The organism is Rhizobium sp. BK456 (assembly GCF_014194045.1).
Lineage (GTDB): Bacteria > Pseudomonadota > Alphaproteobacteria > Rhizobiales > Rhizobiaceae > Rhizobium > Rhizobium redzepovicii.
The window spans coordinates 24994-38521 of the sequence record NZ_JACIAO010000010.1; the positions used below are offsets into that span (position 1 = coordinate 24994).

At 56.9% G+C, this 13528-nt stretch carries 15 protein-coding genes and 3 pseudogenes; 12 read left to right on the forward strand and 6 right to left on the reverse strand.

The genetic code is table 11. The annotated features are described in order from the left end of the window. Positions 1-46 precede the first annotated feature (46 nt). From FHX03_RS34590 to FHX03_RS25055, 3 genes are all read right to left on the reverse strand, one after another. The gene (locus FHX03_RS34590) at positions 47-538 is read right to left on the reverse strand and encodes a hypothetical protein (protein WP_246622866.1); all 492 of its coding nucleotides are present in this window, start codon (positions 536-538) and stop codon (positions 47-49) included. Between the two features lie 202 nt (positions 539-740). Further along, positions 741-1454, reverse strand: a complete 714-nt coding sequence (locus FHX03_RS25050) for a GntR family transcriptional regulator (protein ID WP_131702646.1) — start codon at positions 1452-1454, stop codon at positions 741-743. Between the two features lie 203 nt (positions 1455-1657). After that, a complete protein-coding gene (locus FHX03_RS25055; protein WP_168277511.1) occupies positions 1658-2335 on the reverse strand; it encodes a hypothetical protein in 678 nt (225 codons plus the stop codon). Between the two features lie 617 nt (positions 2336-2952). Here FHX03_RS25055 and FHX03_RS34595 point away from each other — a divergent pair. Further along, positions 2953-3045, forward strand: a pseudogene (locus tag FHX03_RS34595) (transcriptional regulator); the annotation flags it as partial. Between the two features lie 296 nt (positions 3046-3341). Here the strand turns inward: FHX03_RS34595 and FHX03_RS25060 are convergent. Next, complete coding sequence (locus tag FHX03_RS25060; protein WP_244604854.1) at positions 3342-3641, reverse strand: hypothetical protein; 300 nt, start codon at positions 3639-3641, stop codon at positions 3342-3344. A gap of 23 nt (positions 3642-3664) precedes the next feature. After that, positions 3665-3946 carry a hypothetical protein gene (locus FHX03_RS25065; protein ID WP_168301796.1) on the reverse strand — a complete coding sequence of 94 codons (282 nt, stop codon included), beginning with the start codon at positions 3944-3946 and terminating at the stop codon, positions 3665-3667. Positions 3947-4007: 61 nt separating this feature from the next. Here FHX03_RS25065 and msuE point away from each other — a divergent pair, with 61 nt between their 5' ends. The 11 genes and pseudogenes from msuE to FHX03_RS25115 all read left to right on the forward strand — a co-directional run. After that, positions 4008-4595, forward strand: a complete 588-nt coding sequence (gene msuE, locus FHX03_RS25070) for an FMN reductase (protein ID WP_131702645.1) — start codon at positions 4008-4010, stop codon at positions 4593-4595. Positions 4596-4617: 22 nt separating this feature from the next. After that, on the forward strand, positions 4618-5721 hold the full coding sequence (sfnG, locus tag FHX03_RS25075; protein WP_168257372.1) for a dimethylsulfone monooxygenase SfnG: 1104 nt from the start codon (positions 4618-4620) through the stop codon (positions 5719-5721). A 163-nt stretch (positions 5722-5884) separates the two neighbouring features. Continuing rightward, positions 5885-6778, forward strand: a complete 894-nt coding sequence (locus tag FHX03_RS25080; protein ID WP_376776763.1) for an ABC transporter ATP-binding protein — start codon at positions 5885-5887, stop codon at positions 6776-6778. Continuing rightward, on the forward strand, positions 6778-7674 hold the full coding sequence (locus FHX03_RS25085; RefSeq protein ID WP_131702642.1) for a branched-chain amino acid ABC transporter permease: 897 nt from the start codon (positions 6778-6780) through the stop codon (positions 7672-7674). Before FHX03_RS25080 ends, FHX03_RS25085 begins: the two co-directional genes overlap by 1 nt. A gap of 3 nt (positions 7675-7677) precedes the next feature. Next, positions 7678-8718 carry a branched-chain amino acid ABC transporter permease gene (locus tag FHX03_RS25090; protein ID WP_131702641.1) on the forward strand — a complete coding sequence of 347 codons (1041 nt, stop codon included), beginning with the start codon at positions 7678-7680 and terminating at the stop codon, positions 8716-8718. Between the two features lie 71 nt (positions 8719-8789). After that, positions 8790-9572, forward strand: coding sequence for an ABC transporter ATP-binding protein (locus FHX03_RS25095; RefSeq protein ID WP_131702639.1), 783 nt, complete (start codon positions 8790-8792; stop codon positions 9570-9572). A 23-nt stretch (positions 9573-9595) separates the two neighbouring features. Further along, positions 9596-10843 (forward strand): SfnB family sulfur acquisition oxidoreductase, encoded by a 1248-nt coding sequence (locus FHX03_RS25100; RefSeq protein WP_183855957.1) that lies wholly within the window; start codon positions 9596-9598, stop codon positions 10841-10843. Between the two features lie 286 nt (positions 10844-11129). After that, positions 11130-11984: a calcium-binding protein gene (locus FHX03_RS25105; RefSeq protein ID WP_011654216.1), complete on the forward strand. Its 855-nt coding sequence runs from the start codon at positions 11130-11132 to the stop codon at positions 11982-11984. 50 nt (positions 11985-12034) lie between these two features. After that, positions 12035-12196 (forward strand): hypothetical protein, encoded by a 162-nt coding sequence (locus tag FHX03_RS34215; protein ID WP_210298710.1) that lies wholly within the window; start codon positions 12035-12037, stop codon positions 12194-12196. Between the two features lie 146 nt (positions 12197-12342). Next, positions 12343-12687 (forward strand): Mu transposase domain-containing protein, encoded by a 345-nt coding sequence (locus tag FHX03_RS35110; RefSeq protein ID WP_376775553.1) that lies wholly within the window; start codon positions 12343-12345, stop codon positions 12685-12687. After that, a pseudogene (locus FHX03_RS25115) lies at positions 12608-13004 on the forward strand (ATP-binding protein); the annotation flags it as partial. The gene FHX03_RS35110 and the pseudogene FHX03_RS25115, both read left to right, overlap by 80 nt. Positions 13005-13096: 92 nt before the next feature. Here the strand turns inward: FHX03_RS25115 and FHX03_RS35115 are convergent. Continuing rightward, positions 13097-13458, reverse strand: a pseudogene (locus FHX03_RS35115) (transposase); the annotation flags it as partial. Positions 13459-13528: the final 70 nt, after the last annotated feature.

A 13528-nucleotide genomic window follows, 5' to 3' on the forward strand; every position in this document is an offset into this window, starting at 1 on the left:
ACGGCTGCGCGCCTCAATCCGTAGGAAGCTTGCGTCATCGAGTCCGCTATAAGGTTTTTCCTTCGGAATTCGTCGCATTGAGGAAGATCTGCTCGTCACCGACTACGCTATATCCGCCGCCCAAGCCATTTTTCGTTGCGTCCGCTGCTTCGAAGAATCTCTGCGCCACGGTGGCGCTAAGGCTGCCCTGCGGAAACCGCACGATAACAAGGCCTGTCTTACCTGTCGTGTCGTCGAGGCGAGAGGTAAGAACGCGATACTGGCGCAAGACGTAGCCTAGCGGGCCGGCAAGCCTATCCGTCACGGCGTCATCGAGATCACCCTCGGTCTGAAGCGATGCATTTGTTTTGAGGAGATACCCGCCCGGCGTAACCTCTGTCCTCAAGGTCGCAGCGTCGATCCCGTTGGCTGTTATGATCTTTGGCACAATGTCTTTTGAGACTTCGGCTGAAAACGTCGCTCGATCAACATAGCTGGCCTGGCCAAGCCGCAGCAAATGGAAACCTGCGGAGGGCGTTGCCCGATAGGACACAAGCACCTTTCGCTCTGCAGCGCTGTATTCTGGGATGCTGAAGGGATGACGGCAGCCTCTTTGATTTGGCAACATAATTAAAATGCTGGTAGGTGATGCCGACGTCGGCTTTTGGATTGCCCGCAGCAGCCGCAGATATGCGCGGCACTCGACAAAATTCTTCAGGCTCGTTGACTAGGATCATTCGTCGAGATGACAGTTTGAAATGTCACAAACTTTTCGCGGGCCCCGGAAAACCTGTTAATCCACGTTCGTTCACCTCTTGTACAATCCTTGAGACGGCACCCTGTTCTAGATCAAGGTGGTTCATCAACGCGGACTCCACCAGGGTCGTTGCCGTGCCTAGTTCAGACATTGCGTCAATTAGCTTCTCGAGGCTTTCAACAAACGCGGGCCGAAGTTCCGACGCAGTTAGTTCCATTCGTAAAGGGTGAGTGCAAAAACAGAACCGGTGGACGATTTTGCAAGCCTCGCAATTCGATGCTTCTTGCGCGATTTTAGTGAATATCGCTTCTGCCCTTAAGGCAAGTTCGTCAGAGGACAATTTATCCGCCACCGTCCAGCTCTCTGGGACCTGCGGCCGCATTCGATTCAATGCCGAGATCAGGGTTTCACGTCCGACAACATAAACATCTAACAGAGCTCTTTCCGACATCGGCCTGGTGAAAAAGCCTCTTTGAGGGATGTATTGAATCTTCCCTTCAGCTGCGAGCCGCTGAAGCGCTTCGCGAACTGGTGTTCGACCAAGATCGAGCTTAGACGCTAGATCCTGTTCCCTGAGATGTTGCTCCGGCACACGACCGTTACTGTGGAGAATTCTTCGAATAGCATCGTAGGCAATATCGGCCTTTGCAGGTTCTGGTTCAGTAGAAAAATTCGAGCCACCCCCACGACCTTGGGGCGCGTTCTTGCAACACCGCATTTGATAGTTTTCCTCTGTCGATATCCTTCAAGGACCCTACAGGAGCTTTGCTTTGAGATCGGACGGTCGCTTGGAGTTGAAGGTCGAATTAGTCGACCCTTCCAATACCGGCACCGCGTTTCACGCCCGAACCAGATTCGGGATCAACCACCTGTATTACAGCCGCGGCCGTAATTGGCAGCTATCGCATTCTGCCGCTAAGTTCAATGCCATAGGCACAAGGCTGCGTCGGGATGGCGCGCTGGTCCAATGTCTACCGCCCGTCGTATTACGCGCAAGCGGCCGCCTTTAAGCGAACCGTGTCTCCAAGGCCTGGAAGTGCCATCAATGTAGTGACAGTTTTCAAAATCAACATGTGCATGATAGCTCTTCGGTGGACGTGATCGGTTACTCCTATCAATCAGCTGATTATAGGCTTCGGCGGATTTGATGTAGCCGCGGTTCGCGAGAGCCTCGACTTGTCCATCAGTAGCGATGGCTTCGCCGTTGTCAGAATCGCCTCCAGCGCAATCAAAGACACGTTCAGATTTTGAAAGAGACCATGTGATCTGATGCATTTGTTCCGGTTCGTGTTTGGTGGCGAGATGTGCTTTGGTTAGGTCCAGGCCTATGCTTGCCTCGTGTTCGGCAGGTGGTTGTTGCAATGTCGACAATATTTCAAGGCTCAGCTCCATGCCGGTCACTACAGGACGGTTAACCCGATAATATCTTCCGCTATCTGCGACTTCGCGAAGCGCATCCAGATGCTCGTTCCGTGCGGCCGGCTGCCAGCGTATACCACGCCGTTGAGCAAGCACGCGTTCGCCATCGAGCAAGACGAGCCCCATTTCCGGGCTATCACACCTGGGTTCGTTTGGATGCATTTTGTCACGTCGGTTCATCTAAGCCTCCCGTCGCTGACCGGGGTAGTCCCATGCCGCGTGTTGAGCAGGTCTAGACGGCACTCCGCCATAGATCAATATTTAACAATAATATATTTTCTGATATATTTAGCCAATCACCATGGCTTACGTTTATACTTTGTTGGTCGAGTACACAACTCGGCACGATATAGTATTACGCAAGAGAGTTCAAGATTTGCTTGAGTCCGCAAATGTTCGAGCTGACAATCTCCCGTTGGCGATGGCCAAACCTCGAAGTGGTAAGGTACGGCTATGACTCCCTCAAGCAGCACGAAAAGTTCCTCTTCTATCTGACAACCCCGACATGTTGGTCGGATTGAGTATTTCGTCACCACCGGGCTGATCGCCAATGAGTTGAATTTATTGGAAGAATCTCAGTCTCGACGGAGACACTTCCTTCGCTCTTGTATTGAAAGTCGAACACCAGATTGCTGACAGGATAACGCGTGGGACGAACACCGGTTACGCCGAAGTCAGTTTACTCGGACCACCATTATATTCGGCCGGCAGAGAAAGCGTTCTCGGAAGGTCGGAAACGATGACATCCTGGCTCCCCTTGCGGTAGATCCGACTAGCTTTCGCTGGACGAGCGATGGTCTGACTTGACAGCTCTTGAGAAGAACTCGGATTTTGACTCGTCAAGGATACGAAGGACCGCGGCCGCCCTAGGAGTTTTAGACAAGATTTGAGACATGCGTCGCACTGAAGTCGCTACACAGCGGCCTTAAGGAGGATGCCTGCAGCAGCTCACCGAGTACAGGAGGCGCTTAATGGGAAGCCCTTCAAGCTCCTACAGCTTATAGGGCCATCCAGGCTTCAGACTTAGCCGAGCTGGACGCTTCCGCCTAATTGGCTGGCGCGAAGGCTAGCGCCTGAAGTCATTCGTCGCACCCTAGCTGTAGAGACAGCTTGCCGACTGCGATTGGTGGAAACCCAGGCACGCGATCATCGTGGCACGGTGATCGATGAGCGAATCTAACCGCATTTATTCTTCCACCAATCGCAACACTGGGGGCGCGTCATATGCGCGGAACGTCTTAAGGTCGACTTGAACCATCGGGCCACGCGGCGTGTGTATCGTGAGGGTACTGATATCGACATCAATGCCGGATTTGTGTACGTCGCGGATGGCGTCATTCATTTTTTGAAGCGCTGCGCCTAGTCTTTCCTTAGCATGCTTCTGCCTTGTGAGGTAAGATGTCATGGTGCCCTGCTTGTTTGCTGCTTGAGTTCCGCTTATGCGGTCAATTTGATTCGCGCTATGAATCGATAGCGTTTCGAGCACGATCGAACGGGCTCCTCTTTAGTTTAGACACCGTGGCTGGTCGCTAAGTAACTGCTGTAGCAGGTCGGACCTTTGCAAATTTCGCATTCTTCCCTCCATGGCGAGACGAAAATATGCTTCCCGATCGTTGCGCGAGCTCCATTTCGCTTCAGCACCAGCGCAACCCATTTGGCCATAGAGAGTTGTTCGCTCTCGCCGTGGCGTGCAGTTTGCTGCGCCACATAGAACGCCAAGCTGAAGTTTTTATTTCGCCCATTGGGCGCGATTTCAGGATGGCAATCTACAACAGGGAGAAATATTGGCATCGTGTCGTTATCATTAGTCCATTAAATATATAGACTACGGTCGCAAAAGGATGTCGTCGACATGAGAATTCTGGGTCTTGCGGGAAATGTAAAACGACCATCGCGAACTGCCTCCCTTGTGGAAGCACTTGTGTCGGCAGCCACATCGAAGCTGGGTCTCGATGGGCAAACCATAGAACTGGTTGACGCTGCCCCCATTCTCTTCAAGGCGCTTCGATCGGACCAGTTGGATGCCGAGGGGCGGGCGATTATCGACGCCGTCGAGGCGGCTGATGTCCTTGTTGTCGGGTCGCCGGTCTACCGGGCATCGTATACCGGCGCTCTCAAGCATCTCTTCGACCTTGTTGACTACCGCGCACTGACCGGAAAGCGGGTCATTCTGGCTGCCACAGGTGGCACACCGCTGCACGGTTTGATGACCGAACATCAGTTGCGCCCGCTATTCGGCTTCTTCAACGCCCTGACACTGCCGACGTCGATCTACGCTACCGAAACCGATTTCACGGATTATGAGATCGCCAGTCCTGTGGTTCAAGAGCGTATCGAGCGCGCCGTTTCAGAACTCGCTCAGGTGCTGCCGCTCTCTGATCACACCGCTGCCGCGCGCGCTCATGCAAACCGCCCGGCGCTCGCCGCCGCGTCAGCCTAGCCATTTCAAGAGGGAGAGTATCATGTCCTATGCCAGCAGAGAGCCGGTCAAATTCGCCTACTGGGTTCCCAATGTTTCGGGTGGCCTCGTCATTTCCAATATTGAGCAGCGGACGAGCTGGACAATCGAATATAACAGAAAGCTGGCGCAGATCGCCGAGGCTAGTGGCTTCGATTATGCGCTGAGCCAAATTCGTTTCACCGCCGGTTATGGCGCCGAATTCCAGCATGAATCCGTCTCCTTTAGCCATGCGCTGCTGGAATCGACGACAACGCTGAAGGTGATTGCCGCCATTCTGCCGGGACCATGGAATCCTACACTGGCGGCCAAGCAGATCGCCACCATCAATCACCTCACCAATGGTCGTGTCGCCGTCAATATCGTCAGTGGCTGGTTCCGAGGCGAGTTCCACGCAATTGGCGAGCACTGGCTTGACCATGACGAGCGCTACCGCCGCTCGGAGGAATTCATCCGCGCACTGCGCGGTATTTGGACCGAAGACAATTTCACGTTCCACGGCGATTTCTATCGCTTCAACAATTATTCGCTTAAGCCCAAGCCGATCGATCCACAGCCGGAAATCTTCCAGGGCGGCTCCTCTCGCGCTGCACGCGATATGGCATCGCGTGTTTCCGACTGGTACTTCACCAATGGCAACACGCCGGAGGAAATCGGCAAGCAGGTGGCTGACATCCAGGGCAAGGCGAAGGCTAACGGTCATTCCGTCCGCGTTGGTGTCAACGCTTTCGCCATCGTCCGCGAGACCGAGGTAGAGGCAAGGGCCGTGCTCGCCGAGATTATTGAGAAGGCCAATCCAGAGGCGGTCAATGCCTTCGGGCACGAAGTCAAGAACGCCGGGAAATCATCACCTGAAGGCGAGGGCAACTGGGCGAAATCCTCTTTCGAGGACCTGATCCAGTACAACGACGGCTTCCGCTCCAACCTGATAGGGACACCACGCCAGGTCGCCGAGCGGGTCATCGACCTGAAGCGCGCCGGCGCGGACCTCATCCTTCTCGGTTTCCTGCATTTCCAGGAAGAGGTCGAGTATTTCGGCAAGCACGTCATCCCGTTGATCCGCGAGTTGGAAGAAGCCGAAACGGCGACGGCCGTCGCCGCCGAGTAATCGCAACACGTTGTCGGCCGGCCCGCAAAGCCGGCCGCATCAACGATGACAGGCCAAGAACCCGGTGGTTCGTGGTGGGATAGCGTGCGCCTATGAACTCGTGGGCTCGTGGCGCGCCGTCGAAAGCAGGGGCGTGCACACTATGACATTTGCCTTCGGAGGCTTGGGAGCGGCGCCGTTTCCGCCGGACGTTCAGGAGCACTTGGCCGGCTTGGACAGAGGAACAGGCGCGGCCTGGGCGTCGCCCATTGAAGCCGGCGCAACGGACGGCATCATTCTGGAACTGGCCCGCATCGATCTATCCTTCGGTGGCGTCGTCGCCCTGAAGGATATCGATCTGTCCGTTTGGCGTGGCGAAATCCTCGCCGTTATAGGGCCCAACGGTGCTGGCAAGAGCTCGATCATCAATGTGATCAGCGGCGTATACCGACCCGATCGCGGTTTTGTGTGGCTCTCCGGGCGCCGCCATGCCCAGGTCCCGACGCAGAAACTTGCCCGTCTCGGCATTGCTCGCACGTTCCAAAACCTGGCATTGTTCAATGGTTTGAGCGTTCTCGACAATGTCGTGGTTGGACGAGCGCACAAGACGCGGTCTAGCTTCGTCGAACAGATCGTCGGCCTCGGTCGAGCCCGCACGGAACAGAGGGATGCCCGCAGTCGGGCTTTCGAGGTGCTCGAGTTCCTCCACCTTTCGCATATTGGCGATCGTCTGGTCGGTACACTGCCTTATGGTCTGCAAAAACGGGTGGAATTGGCGCGCGCTCTAGTGGCCGAGCCCGACATCCTGCTGCTCGATGAGCCGATGGCCGGAATGACGGCGACGGAAAAGAACGAGATGGCCGATTTCGTGCGCGCCGCACGTGACAGGTTCGGTACCACCGTCGTGCTGATCGAGCACGATATCGGCGTTGTCATGGGGTTGTCCGACCGCGTTGTCGTGCTCGACTACGGCCGCAAGATCGCCGATGGAACACCCAACGAAATCCAGCGCGACCAGCGCGTGATTGATGCCTATCTCGGTGTCGCTCCCGAAAATGAAGAGGGGGCGGGCATCTGATGGCTGACTTCGACTGGCTGTTCTTCATGGAGATTCTCGTCGGCGGCCTTTTGTCCGGCGTCATGTATTCGCTGGTCGCGATCGGTTTCGTCCTGATCTACAAGACATCCGGCGTCCTCAATTTTGCGCAAGGGGCGATGCTCCTGTTCGCGGCGCTGACCTTCGTCTGCCTGACGGAACGCGGCATTTCCTTCCCGCTCGCATTCGCGATCACCTTCGCGATCATCGTCGTTATCGGGATAGCTGTCGAGCGTACCGTGTTGAGGCCGCTGACCAACAAACCGCCGATCACGCTCTTCATGGCGACGCTCGGCCTCTCCTATATTATCGAGGGCGCTGCCCAACTGATCTGGGGCACGCAGGTGCACGGCCTTGATCTCGGTATCGAGGATGTGCCGTTCGATGTCGGTGGTGTCTACATCAGTCAATTCGACATCTTCGCAGCCGTCGTTGCCGCCTCCATGGTGCTGCTGCTCTCTGTCTTCTTCCGTTACACCCGCATCGGGCTCGGTTTTCGCGCCGTGGCCGACGATCAGTTCGCGGCGCTCGCCGTCGGGTTGAGACTGCCTTGGATCTGGGCGACGGTCTGGGCCACCGCAGGTCTGGTGGCGCTGGTCGCCGGTCTTTTGTGGGGAGCCCGCGTCGGGGTGCAATTCTCACTGTCGCTGATTGTCCTGAAGGCCTTGCCGGTTCTCGTCCTCGGTGGGTTCGACTCGATCCTCGGCGCGATCCTCGGCGGGTTGCTGATCGGCGCGTCCGAGAAGCTGGCTGAGGTCTATATCGGCGGATATTTCGGCGGCGGCATTGAGGGTTGGTTTGCCTATGTGATCGCGCTCGCCTTCCTCCTCGTTCGCCCTTCCGGCCTGTTCGGCCAGAAGCTCTTGGAAAGGGTCTGACCGATGTCCACGATCACTTGCGATCTGCCGGCCTACCGGTTCCCCGCCCGCTGGGCGACGCCGTTGGCTTGGCTTGCCATTGCCTATGTCATTGTGCCGCTTCTCGGGTCAGACTACCTGTTCGAGGCTATCCTGCTGCCGTTCCTGGCGCTCAGCCTCGCCGGCTTGGGGCTCAATATCCTGACGGGCTATGCCGGGCAGGTGTCGTTGGGGAGTGCTGCCTTCATGGCTGTCGGCGCGTTCGCGGCGTTCAATTTCAATCTTCGCGTCGACGGTCTGCCTTTGATCGTCAGTATGGTACTTGCTGGTTTCGCTGCGGCCGGCGTCGGCTTGGTGTTCGGCGTTCCCAGCCTGCGCCTCAAGGGCTTTTACCTCGCGGTATCGACGCTTGCAGCGCAGTTTTTCGTGCAGTGGGCACTGACCAAATTTAGCTGGTTTTCGAATGAGTCCGCGTCCGGCGTTATCGATGCGCCTCAGCTTTCGGCTTTCGGTCTTGTTTTCGATGGGCCCGTCGGACGATACTATTTCGCGCTGACGGTGGTCGCCGTTCTCACTTTGCTGGCCCATCGGTTGGTGAATTCGCAGACCGGCCGCAATTTCATTGCCGTGCGCGACAACGAGACAGCGGCGCGGATCATCGGCGTGCCGGTGCTGAAAACCAAGCTTCTGGCCTTCGCAATCTCCTCCTTCATCATCGGCATCGCCGGAGTCCTGTGGGCGTTCGCCTATTTGCGCACGGTCGAGCCCGCCGGTTTCAATCTTGACCGGTCGTTCCAGGTCCTGTTCATCGTCATCATCGGGGGGCTTGCATCGATCCGCGGTGCTTTTTTCGGAGCGGCGCTGATCGTTGTGTTTCCCCTGGTCCTGTCCCGGCTTGGCTCCTTCCTGCTCGGAAATATCTTCAATTCAGGCGTGTTGGATATGAGTCAGCGCATCGTGCTCGGCGCGCTCATCATCCTCTTTCTGGTCCTCGAACCGGATGGGCTTGTCGCCCTTTGGGATCGGGTCCGAAAACGAATCCGTGCCGCCATCGTGCAGTCCTGATCGAAACGGAGCTATCAAGGCTCTCGAAATGCCACCAGCCCTTATCAGATCAACCCGGACCGGCGCCTGTCATGGCTCTGGAAACCACTCTGCTTGCGGTCGATGATCTGAAGGCAACGTACAATCACGCCATCACCGCACTCGACGGCGTCGGTTTCCATCTGGCGCGTGGTGAAATTCTGGCGCTCCTTGGCGCCAACGGCGCGGGAAAGACGACGACGCTCAAGGCGTTGTCCAATCTGCTTCCAGCCGAACGTGGGCAAGTCGTTTCCGGCAGCATCCGCTTCGACGGGCTCGATGTCCTGCGCACAAGCCCTGCTGCACTGGTGCGTGCCGGTCTCGTGCAGGTGCTTGAGGGCCGCCATTGCTTCCGCAGCCTGACGGTCGAGGAAAACCTCGTCTCCGGCGGGCTTGGCCGCAGCGGCACGCGCGCTGAGATCGCCGAGGATATCGAGAAGATCTACGCGCATTTCCCCAGGTTGAAGGAAAAGCGTCGTGCACTTTCCGGCCTGACCTCGGGTGGCGAGCAGCAGATGACGGCGATCGGCCGGGCGCTCATGTCGCGGCCGCGCCTCCTGGTTCTCGACGAACCATCCATGGGACTGGCGCCGCTCATCGTCCAGGACATTTTCCGGAAGCTCCGCCACCTCAATCGCGAAGAAGGTCTTTCTATCCTTGTGGCGGAGCAGAATTCCGCCGTCGCTCTGAAATATGCGGATCGCGCCATCATTCTCGAAAACGGCGCCACGGTGCTGACCGGTGACGCACAGGATCTGCGCGGGCGCGACGACATCAAGTCTTTCTACCTCGGCCAGAGAGCCGTGGCTCCCTCCATCCCCGCCGTTGTCGGCTAACACGATCCAAGAGGAGAAACACCGTGACCCATCCTACCATAAATACCGAAAATGCCGCAAAGGCCGTGCCACCTGTTCCACGCCCGTCGCAGCCCGCCCACATTATCAAGACTGACGCCGAAGCGATTACCATCGCCAAGACACTCGCGGCAGAGTTCGTCAAGGAATCGGCAGCACGCGATCGCGACCGCATCTGGCCGGTCAAGGAACTGGACGCGTTTTCGCAAAGCGGGCTTTGGTCTATCAACGTGCCGAAGGCCTTCGGCGGTCCCGAGGTCTCTTATGCGACGCTTGCGAAGGTCATCGAGATCATCTCGGCGGCCGATTCATCCATCGGACAAATCGCGCAAAACCACCTGGGTGTGGTCGCCGCCATCCGCACGGTGTCAGACGAAGACCAACAGAAGCTGCTCTTCGCGGAAGTGTTGAAAGGAACGCGCTTCGGCAATGCCTTCTCCGAATTTGGATCCAAGCGTGCGGTCGACTTCGAAACAAAATTCGTTGATGCCGGAGATCATGTCGTGGTCAACGGCCAGAAATTCTACTCGTCAGGAGCGCTGCTCGCGCATCTGGTGCCAATCGTGGCACTGGATGACGAGGGCAGGGCCTGGTACGCAATTGCCGAGCGCGGTGCCCCGGGTCTGACTGTCATCGACGACTGGTCCTCCTTTGGCCAGCGTACCACGCTGTCGGGCACGGTACTGCTTAACAACGTCAAAGTGTCGAAGACGCATCTCGTGCCTGGCTACAAAGGGTATGAAGTGCCGACTGCGGACGGAGCGATCTTCCAGATTATCCAAGTGGCTGTCGATACCGGCATCGCGCAGGCCGCGATTGACGAGACCGTCAGTTTTGTGCGCACCAAGAGCCGCGCCTGGGTGGATTCCGGCGTCGACAACGCTTGGGACGATCCGTACACAATCCACGCGATCGGGGACTTGACGCTAAGGCTTCATGCGGCGCAGGCGCTGCTTGAAAAGGCAGGTTATGCCATTGACCGAGCGATCCTCGACCCGAACGCGGGAACCGTTGCGGAAGCCCAGATCGTTACCGCCGAAGCCAAGATCCTCTCCACTGAGATCGCGATCGCGGCCGCCAACAAGTTGTTCGAACTGGCAGGAACGCGCTCGACCCTTGCAGAGCACGGGCTTGATCGCCACTGGCGCAACGCCCGCACCCATACTCTGCACGACCCCGTCCGCTGGAAGTACGCCATTTTGGGTAAGTATTTCCTGAACGGCGAGAAGCCACCGCTCCACGCCTGGAGCTGAGGTTTTCGATCTGCAAAGCACCCTGAGATCAGGTGCTCTGCAGATTTGTCTCCAGCGTATACGAGGGAAGAAGTTGTGGCCTTCGTCAACGGCCGCCGATCGTCATAGCCCCCAGTCGTTTTCATATCTGCCGGCCAACTACGAAGGGCGTGCCGTGCGGCCGAGATAAACATTTTCGCATCCGTCATTCAAATAGGTCATATCAAAACAATGGATTTCACTAATTCGCTCTTGGAAAAGATAAGGGGCACAGGCGGCGCCCGTTGCCTAATAAGGAGTATATGCGATGAATATCAAAGGCAGTGATAACGGCAGTTTTATCAAAGGATCCCCTGAAAACGACATAATCGATGGCGGCAAGAAGAACGACTGGATTGATGCCGGCAACGGCGATGATCGGATCAAAGCTGGTGACGGCCAAGACAGCATCACGGCCGGTCCGGGCCATGACATTGTCTGGGCCGGGAAAGGCTCAGACGTAATCCATGCCGACGGTGGTGACGATCTCTTGTACAGCGACGCCTCCTACCCCTTATACGTCACCGACCCTCACCGCGTAATACCGCACAGCGGCGAGGGCGATGACGTGCTCTACGCCGGCCCTGGCAGCGATATACTTGTGGCTGGTGACGGCGCAGATGTTCTGACTGGCGGCGACGACGGCGACGCCTTCGTGTTTCGGTTCCACGACCCTATGGTTGGAACAACGCACTGCTATACGAGTGTGATGGATTTCGACACGAAGCAGGACCGCTTTGTCCTGGACGCCGCAGATTTCGGTGGTGACCGGAATCTGTTTGATGCAAATTTCATCAATCATTCCAAGGGTTTTCCGGGCGAATTTGTGGACACCTTCTACAACGGCGCGGCCGAAGGCGCGCACGGCGAGCACGTCGTGGTAATCACTGATCGAGGCTTTGCGTCTGCCGCTGCCGCCGCGACTGCTATTGATCACGAAGCCCGCGGTGACATCATTGTCTTCCATGATCAAAAAACTCTCGGTCAAGATGGCGAAACTCACGGTGCGACACTAGCCTATGTCGATTCTGCGAACCACGCGCATGCCTTCGCTCATGTCGACAATCTGCACGACATGTCGGATCTTACCTCGCTTACGGCGGAAAATTTCGGCTTCATTTAATTCGATGATCCGAGGAGCGTTCCACCCTTGGGGCGCTTCTCTTTTCCAACATGGCGCAGGGAACTGAAAATAGAAACGACGTGATTTTATTGATCGACTGCACCAGTAAAGGTACGCCATTGAAACAAGTTCTCGTCGCCGATGACGACGCCGCCATGCGCCACCTGCATCCTGGGACGGTTGCGCAAGCTGACTTTCTTCTCGCTGGCTGAGGCCAATGCCGCTAGTGGCACTTGATCGCATCAACGATCACCTCATGCATCGATTGGGTGTTTACCCGGCGGCAAGTATTTGAACGTGTCGAACGTGCTGCGCTCGCTAGCCTCCCGGGTGAAACTACGAATTCGCCGAATGGCGTCTGCTCCGTGTCTCGACCGATTATCACGTCGAGTTCAAAAGCTTCTTTTATTCCGTCCCCCATGCCCTCATTCGCCAGCAGGTCGATCTTAGAGCAACGGCGCGCACCATCGAGATCTTTTACCGCGGCAAGCGCATCGCCGTCCATCAGCGCCGCTATGGCGGCTGTCGTCATGGAACCGACCCAGATCACATGACCAGTTCCCACCGGCGATACGCTGAGTGGACACCAGATCGCTTTCGGCGCTGGGCCGCATCCATCGGTCAAAGCATGCCGCGAGGATTTCTCCGTTGCATACCACCGCGTTCCCCGGCTGTTCGCCACGCTCGCGCTTGCAAGGGGTGACGGGCGATACGGCAGAATCCCCAAATCTATCGCCAAGACCGACCTGCTGATCCTCGATGACTGGGGACCGGAAAAACTCAACGATGATCAGCGCCGCGATCTTCTCGAGATCATCGAAGACCGCTACGAGCGTCGCTCGACGATCGTCACAAGCCAGGTGCCCCTGGATCGCTGGTGGGAAATTATTTCAAACCCAACGCCGCCGATGCGATACTGGATCGCCTCGTTCACAACGCCGAGGCATCGATCTCATTGGCGAAAGTATGCGCAAACAGCGTTCACCGATGGCGCTTGAAACACAGCAAAGCTTGACCTGACACAAAACCCGATCCAAACGTCAAACAGACCCAGGATCAGCCCGAAAAGTGGCCGGCTTCAAATCGGAATCGGTGGCCGGTTTCATCGGAATACGCACCCAATGCAACATCTGAAGATCGACCTGATCGGCTTGCTTAATGCCAACGAAGCGCATCGTCGGTCGCCTTGCAGCTTCTGCGATCGCCGCAGCATCGATGATGTCATTCTTGTTCGATTTTACGTAGACTTCACTGCGCCGGGATGATGCGGACGGAATGCCCCATCGTCTGCAACTTGGCGCAAGCCATTGGGAACCCGGACGGGATTCCATTCCGACAAGCGTTCTGTTCGCTCGTTCGAAGAACTGCAGTAGCGTCTCGCGCCGGAACTATCCAGGCCGACCACGTGGAAGAGGTTCTTTCCGATATCGATGCCGAAGACGGCGCATTGGCGCAGTTGGTTGCGATCCATAATTTCAGCCCTCCTTTGCCCACCTCCGTTATGCTCTCGGGAGACAGGGCGGACCATCCCATTAGCTCCAAGC